At 68.4% G+C, this 7228-nt stretch carries 6 protein-coding genes; 5 read left to right on the top strand and 1 reads right to left on the bottom strand.

What is annotated here, in order from left to right:
* Positions 1-498: helix-turn-helix transcriptional regulator (locus QOI01_RS16540; RefSeq protein ID WP_526382736.1), on the bottom strand; the 498-nt coding region annotated here is incomplete at its 3' end.
* A 796-nt stretch (positions 499-1294) separates the two neighbouring features.
* On the opposite strand from QOI01_RS16540, the gene QOI01_RS16535 reads away from it, so the two are divergent.
* The 5 genes from QOI01_RS16535 (at position 1295) to QOI01_RS16515 (ending at position 7126) form a co-directional block, all read left to right on the top strand.
* Positions 1295-1939: a GNAT family N-acetyltransferase gene (locus QOI01_RS16535; RefSeq protein WP_526382734.1), complete on the top strand. Its 645-nt coding sequence runs from the start codon at positions 1295-1297 to the stop codon at positions 1937-1939.
* 359 nt (positions 1940-2298) lie between these two features.
* A complete protein-coding gene (locus tag QOI01_RS16530) occupies positions 2299-3750 on the top strand; it encodes a hypothetical protein (protein ID WP_526382732.1) in 1452 nt (483 codons plus the stop codon).
* Positions 3751-3768: 18 nt separating this feature from the next.
* On the top strand, positions 3769-5034 hold the full coding sequence (locus QOI01_RS16525; RefSeq protein WP_526382730.1) for a hypothetical protein: 1266 nt from the start codon (positions 3769-3771) through the stop codon (positions 5032-5034).
* Positions 5031-6263 (top strand): pyridoxal-dependent decarboxylase, encoded by a 1233-nt coding sequence (locus tag QOI01_RS16520; RefSeq protein ID WP_526382728.1) that lies wholly within the window; start codon positions 5031-5033, stop codon positions 6261-6263. The genes QOI01_RS16525 and QOI01_RS16520 overlap by 4 nt, the downstream gene beginning before the upstream one ends.
* Complete coding sequence (locus QOI01_RS16515) at positions 6260-7126, top strand: SAM-dependent methyltransferase (RefSeq protein ID WP_526382726.1); 867 nt, start codon at positions 6260-6262, stop codon at positions 7124-7126. Before QOI01_RS16520 ends, QOI01_RS16515 begins: the two co-directional genes overlap by 4 nt.
* The last annotated feature ends 102 nt before the right edge of the window (positions 7127-7228 follow it).

Below are 7228 nucleotides of genomic sequence, written 5' to 3'. Positions count from 1 at the left end.
CGGCCCGCCAGCGGCGACTACAAGATGCTGGCGGTGGGAGCGCGCCGCTACAGCGGCGACCGGGTCGAAGGTGTCGGATTGCCGGCTGGGATCACTGCGCACCCGCGCGTCGGCGAAATCAGCTGTTTGGAGTAGCCCGGGTACCAGAGCGAGGGCGTACTCGGTGATGGCCGCGGTGCCGCTTTCGAGGTCGGCGAACCGGGCTTGCCGGTCACCGATGCGGTCGGCGCCTTTCATCCACCAACCGGTGACCCAGCCGTCGGTTGCCGCCGCAATGATCGCGTCGCGGCGTCTCGGGCCGACCTGCAAGTATTCGCAGATTCCGGACACCAGGTCGATGTCGGGCCCGAGCCGGCCGTTCTCCAGGGCACTAATTTGCTGACGCGGGAAACCCAGGGCGCGGGCGAGCTGCTCGCCGCTGAGGCGATGTTCGGCGCGCAACCGACGGATCTCGTGTCCGAGCCAGCGGCGACGGACGTACGGACTGGGGCCGGTCACCGGCAGCCTCCCACGGGTCCACTTCGGCCCGGCCGCCCAGGTACATAAGCGGTCGAGTGGGCTCACTCTAACCCGCTCCGGCCGTAGATGATCATGAAGACGTTTTGGAGTCTATGGAATATTCGCAGTTCAGGAGCAGGTCGGACCGCAAGTGGGGACGCTAGGTCGGACACAAGGTCGGTATTCCCAGGGTCCTGCAGCCGACAAGGATTTGAAGGGCCGAGTTCCGGAGCGCGTCAGGCATCCATCTGTGCGGCCCTGGTTTCCCCGATCGCGCATTGGGGCGAAGCACTCTAGACCGGCGCGTGCGGCGTCGGGTCGTACCTCAACCGACCAGAGTCTCGGAGGACCTCGACGATGTCGTGCTGCTCAATTCGGAGGGTTCGGCGTACGTCAACACATCAAGCGCCTCGCGCGTGTCCGCGAAGAGCTGTCCCCACAAGCTGTACGGACGGTCGCCCGTGACGGGGTGTCTCGAGCAACTCGGCGGCGCTGGCGGATTGGATGACCTGGTGTGAATGTCCTGTGCGCGCTCGGCTTGATGGAAATCGCCAGCAGGGCAGCCTCCAGCGCTGCTGGAAAGCATCGACAGGAGACGGTCGGGGTCCAGGCCGGTGTTCGCGTCAATGCCAAGTCTGAGGTGAAACACGAGGTTAGCGTCGAGTCGGACCGCAGGTCGGCACGCTAGGTCGGACACAAGGTCGGTATTCCTCACGACCGTCAAGTCCGTGATCGTTAGGTAGCAACCAGCACACGCCGTCCATCCCTCATTCCGCCACGGAAAGGCGGTCCACTGATGACAACAGCCACAGCCCCAAGCCTGGTCATCCGCGACGCGCTAGACCGCGACGCGTTCGCCGTCACCCGGGTCTTGACAGCAGCATTCGCCGGCAACCCGTTGGCCGCCGCATGCGCGTCCGATCCAAGCAAACGCGAGCGGTCATCGATGGAATACATCGGAGGGCTGGTCGCGTCCAGTATCGACTCCGGTATTTGCCGCCTCGCACGCCACGGCGATGAGATTCTCGGTGCGGCCCTGTGGTCGATGTATCCAGGGCTCAAGGCAAAGCCCTCCGCGGACCTCGTCACCCGTTCACCTGTACCGGCCACCACTTCCTTGGCACAGGGCCTCTGGCGGCAGATCCATGCATTCACCGACAGCCGCAGGGCGCCCGGTTACGCGTATCAGCAGCTCGATTTCATCGGCGTTCGTCCGGACCGGCAGGGTCGGGGTATCGGAAGCCTTCTGCTCAACACGCATCATGCGGTCTTGTCCGAGCTCGGGACGCCCGCTTTCGCGGTCACGACCGACGACCGGATGCAGCGGCTGCTGCAACGGCACGGCTATTCCGCGATCGGACCGTCAGGAGCGCTTCCGAGCGGTGTGCAGATGTCAGCGATGTGGCGACCGCCCGTGCCCGCGCTCGCCATTCTGCCATGAGGCCCTCGCTTGCCGTACCTGCCGTGGGCGGTGCGGTGGGCGAGGAAGTACCTGCCTGGACAGCGAGGGGGCCCAACGGCGTGGCCCGTCGGCGTCCGGGCGCACTGAGGCTGGGGGTGCGGTTCTCGCCGACGCCGGCGGCACCCCCAGCCCACTTACCGCCGTCGAACCGAACGTTGTTGATCGCGTAGCCCATCGCATGCGCTTGGTGCTGCCAGCCCCCCTTTTGCGTTAGCAATCCACTTGGAGGATCACGTGACTCGCCCTCGTCCAGCGCTCCTGAGCAAAGCCCAGGTAGAACGGCGAACGGTCGCCTTCGTTCGCCCGGTGTCGGCCAGGCTAGTAGCGGCGGCAGTGCGGTGACGAAGGCGATCATCGATCGGCGGACGATGTCGACTGGCCGGATCTACCTGTTCTCGACGAACGCGTTCGGCCCGTTGATCATCCTTATCGGTGGTATCCCGACGACCTACGCGCTCGGGCAGGCTGCCGGGGTTCCGCTGGCGTTCGTGTTGGTGACAGTTGTGGTGTGGTTGTTGTCGGTGGGTTACACCGCGATGGCCCGGCACGTCCCGCACCCGGCGGTGTACTACGCGGCCGTCGCGCGGGGATTGGGCCGGCCGCTCGGTGTCGGCGCCGGGTTCCTCGGCTTGGCCGCCTACAACGCCATCCTGTGTTGCATGTACGGCCTTGTCGGCGGTTACCTGGCCGGCGTGCTCGGCGGCACGTGGTGGATCTACGCCCTGGTGGTCTGGGCCGTCGTCGCGGTCACCGGAGTCCGGCGGGTGATCGTCTCGGCGTGGCTGCTCGGGATCGTCCTGGCGATCTCCGCCGTGCTCATTGTGTTGTTCATCGTGGCCGGGTTCACCCATCCGGCGGACGGCCAGCTCACCTTGCAGGGCTATGCGTGGTCGGCGTTGGCTGGCCCGACGATCGGCAGCGTGCTGACGATGTGCATCGCCGGGGTGATGGGCTTCGATGGCGGCGCCTCGTTCAGCACCGAAGCCGTCCACCCGCGTGGTCCGGGCCGGGCGGTGACGTGGGCGCTGCTCACGGCTGGGGTGGGGTCGTCGTTGATGGCGGCGGCGATGGGGATTACGAACGGCTGGAACAACGTGAGCGTCGCTGCCAGCGACCCGAACCTGCACGTGCCGTTGAACACGATGAGCAGTGTGTACGGGGTGCTGGGTGGCCTGCTGACGCAACTGATGTTGGTGTTCGCGGTGATCGCCACGATCCTGTCGGTACATGCGATCGTCGCCCGTTACGGCTACGCCATCGCCCAGGAGAAGGTGCTGCCCGTGCGGGTGGCATACACCGGCCGGGGGGAACTGGCCGGCAGCCCGGTCGGTGGCTCGTTGCTGCAGTCCGCGATCGGCATCGCGGTGATCGCCGTCTTCGCGATCTCCGGCCGCGACCCGATGCTCTCGTTGTTCCCGTGGTTCGCGACCGCCGGTGCGCTCGGCCTGGTCGCGCTTCTCCTGATCTCGTCGCTCGCCGCGATGGTGTATCTGCGGGGGCGGCGCTCGGAGACGGCGTGGACGCGGTGGATCGCACCGCTGCTCGGCACCGCCGGTGGCGCGGTGATGTTCGCGTCGATGCTGTTGCACTGCGACGTGCTGCTCGGCGCCGGACCCGGTTCGCCGCTGCCGGTGATCATCGCGGCTGTCCTCGCCGTTGTCGTGGTCGCCGGGATGGTGTGGGCCGGGTATCTCGCCGCCCGCCGCCGCGACGTCTACGCCGGGATCAGCCACGGCGTACCGAAGCCGCTCGCCCAGGTGGCGCGTCCGTTTATCAGTATGCCGATCTGACAAGGAATCCCTGCCGTGATGACCGACGCGAGCCGGTATCGCTCCCGGACCCCGGACGGCGCCTGGGTGCCGGCCGAGGTGCCCGCGCCTGCCCAGCATTTCTGGCCGGCCGCCGAGAAGACACCCCACATGCCGCACCAGCGACCTGCCGACAGCGGAACCCTGCACCGGTCCCTGCTGCCTGCCGGGTGGAAGCCACCCGCCCCCTGGCACGAGGCACCCCCGGAGCCGTTCGTTCAGGATCAGGCGCCGCTGCCAGCCCTCTCGCCTGCCACACCTGACGGCGGGTTGTCGCAGTACCCGGTGACCCGGTACGAACAGGTACAGGATCCGCGGATCAACACCGGCGCCGCCACCGCTGCGTCCAGGCCCGGCGACCCGGACGGCGACTCGGCCGCGGCGATGCTGCAGGACCCGCTGCTGGTGAATCTGCTGGGCATGCGGCTTGTCCGCGCCAGCGCCGGGCACGCCCTCTACACGCAGTCCCATCTCGGCAACCCTGCCGCCGAGCCGGGCCCGCACGCGCTGATGCTCCTGTCCGGTCGGCCCAGCCGCGGCGGCACCGCGCAGGTCGTCGGCTCGGGCCGGCTGTTCCACGTCGGGGAGGCCGATGATCTACCGGCGATGCTGCACGACCTGGCCCGCATCGTCGACACGATGGTCGCTGACGCTCGCCGGGAGCGGCGTCTGCTGGCTTACCTGACCGTCGAGGAACGGGCCCGGCTGGGCCGCCGGCTGCTGCCCGGGCGCCGGGCGCAGGCGCCGCACAGCCCGTTCCCCTACGCGGCGGCCCTGGAACAGGGCTTGTTGTGGGATCCGCGCACGCCAGGACTCGGCATCGTCTCGACCAGCGACGCCCCACCCACCGAGCCGGGAACCGCCATGACCGCCGACACCACCTACCTCGGTGTCGCGGTCACCACCTTGGACACCGAGACCACACCGTGGGCGTCGGTCAAGAAGCATTACGCCAAAGCGAAAGACCCGGTCTCCGGTATGCCGCTGACCCCGGCACACCTACCCGGCCTGAGCTGGGCGTTGCTTGAGAACGGCACCGGTCTGCACGTACGCCGGATGCCTGCGGTCAGCATCGCCGACCCCACCTACGAGATCACCGCCAGCGCGGCGATCGCCGCCGCCCTCGACTCGCGTGGCATCACCCGATACGACCCGGCCCTGACCCGCAAACCACCGGCCATGTTCGGCACCCGCGACCTATGGGAGCACCTGTCCGGCCTGCACACCGCGCTGCGTGAGGCGTTCGGCTACCGGAGCCCGACATGACCGCCCTCAGCCAGCACACCAGCGCGGACCTACGGCACCTGTTCGACCTCGCCTGCCCCACACCGGACACCCCGGCGGCGATCACCGCGCTACGCGACCGGCATCTCCGCGACCGTTGGCACTACCTCGGCTTTCCCGTCGCCTACGATCTGGAATTCCCGGCCACCCGGAAGCTGCTGGACGTCGGCTTCTTCAACAACATCTCCACCGAGGCTCACTGGCCGCCGGGCGGCCAACATGCGATGGAAGCTGAGATCGCCGTCCTCGACTGGCTCAGCCACCTGTTCGGCATCAACCCTGCCCACCGGTGGGGCTACGCCACCACCGGTGGCACCGGCGGCAACCGGGCCGCAATCCGCCGCGCCCGCGCCCTGCACCCCGACACTACCGTCGTCTATTCCACCGCCGTGCACTACTCGATCCCACGCGCCGCCCGCGACTTCCGGATGCCATGCGCGCAGGTCCCCGCTCTACCGTGCGGTGCCATCGATCTGAAACAGCTCGACAACACCGTCGGCGCGCTGGTCGCCGACCGCCCGGACGGCGCCGCCGCCGTCACCGTCGTCGCCACGTTGGGGACCACGGTCACCGAGGCCAGCGACGACCTGGCCGGTATCACCGCGATCCTCGACACGCACCGGGTCCGCCGCCGCTACCTACACATCGACGGCGCCCTCGCCGGCATCCCCCAAGCCCTCGACGACACCGTCGACCTCAGCCGCGCGGACAGCATCAGCATCTCCGGCTACAAATTCCTCGCCGTCCCCGAAGCCTGCGGCATCATCCTCGGCCGCGGCAGCGACGAGCCCAACGACCAGGTCATCGCCTACACCGACACCCTCAACGTCACCGAGACCGGCGTCCGCAGCGGCCTGTGCCCCGCAATGATGTTCGAGGCCATAGCCCAACACGGCCGCGACGGGCACCGGGCCCGCGCGCACACCAGCCGGGCGCTCACCGACTACACCATCGACCGGCTCACCAGCATCGGTGTGCCAGCCTGGCGCAACCCCAACGCCTACTTCACCGTCGTGCTACCCACCCCGCCCGCCGTAGTGCTCGCGAAATGGACCCTGGCCAACGACAGCAGCGGATCCAGTCACATCGTCTGCGTCCCCGGCGTCACCCGCGAACAGATCGACGCTTTCGTCAACGATCTCGCCGCCGCCATGGCCGTGACACCGGCACCGCGGCAACGCCGCCGCCATCCTGCAGCGGTGCGGCCATGACCTTGAGCACCCCAGAACCCGACGACACCCGCGCCCGCAATGAACGACCTGGACAGGGCATCGACACGACCGTCGCGCATCCGGCCCGCCGATACAACTACTGGCTCGGCGGCAAAGACCATTTCGCCGCCGACCGCGCCTCCGGCGACGCCATCGCCGCGATCTTCCCCCACATCCGCGCCGCTGCCGTCGAGAACCGCGGGTTCCTCGACCGCACCGTCCGCTTCCTCGCCGCCGAGTACGGCATCCGGCAGTACCTCGACATCGGCACCGGCTTGCCGGCCGCCGACAACACCCACCAGATCGCCCAACGCATCCATAGCGACGCCCGCATCGTCTACGTCGACAACGACCCGATGGTCCTCGCGCACGCCCGCGCCCTGCTCGTCGGCGACCCCCCGGGCCGCACCGCCTACCTACAAGCCGACCTGCGCCGCCCCGAGCAGATCCTCACCAGCGGTGAGATCACTAGCACCCTGGACCTCACCCAGCCCGTCGCCGTCCTACTCGTGGCCGTCCTGCATTTCCTGCCCGACGACGAACTGGCGTACTCCGCCGTGAAAACACTGATGGACGCCGTCCCAGTCGGCAGCTACCTAGTGGTGTCGCACGCCACCACCGACCTGCTCGTCCCCGATATTGCCGCACGGTTCGCCCAGCTGCCGTCAGGCGGCGGTGACTTCACCGCCCGCACCCACGACCAGGTTCTACAGTTCTTCGACCGTCTCGAACTGATCGAGCCCGGCCTGCTGTCCGTCAGTAACTGGCGGCGTGACCACGACGACCCGCCGCCACCACCCGAGCAGGTCTGCCTCTGGGGCGGCGTCGCCCGCAAACCACCTCCAGAGCTGGGACGGCCATGACCGCCGACACCCCCGACCCCGCCCGGTGCAGAACCTCGCCGCCCGAACCGGCCCACCCCATGGGCACCGTGAACGGGCAATCGGATGCCGGCCGGCAATGGC

Origin of the sequence: Mycobacterium sp. (genome assembly GCF_032162605.1) — a bacterium.
Lineage (GTDB): Bacteria > Actinomycetota > Actinomycetes > Mycobacteriales > Mycobacteriaceae > Mycobacterium.
The sequence above is the reverse complement of the archived record's forward strand: the minus strand, read 5'-3'. Positions and strand labels throughout refer to the sequence as shown.

Bases quoted from the DNA above. Each gene is read 5' to 3' on its own strand.
- QOI01_RS16520 (WP_526382728.1), top strand. From the start codon at position 5,031: ATGACCGCCCTCAGCCAGCACACCAGCGCGGACCTACGGCACCTGTTC.
- QOI01_RS16515 (WP_526382726.1), top strand. From the start codon at position 6,260: ATGACCTTGAGCACCCCAGAACCCGACGACACCCGCGCCCGCAATGAA.
- QOI01_RS16535 (WP_526382734.1), top strand. From the start codon at position 1,295: ATGACAACAGCCACAGCCCCAAGCCTGGTCATCCGCGACGCGCTAGAC.
- QOI01_RS16525 (WP_526382730.1), top strand. From the start codon at position 3,769: ATGACCGACGCGAGCCGGTATCGCTCCCGGACCCCGGACGGCGCCTGG.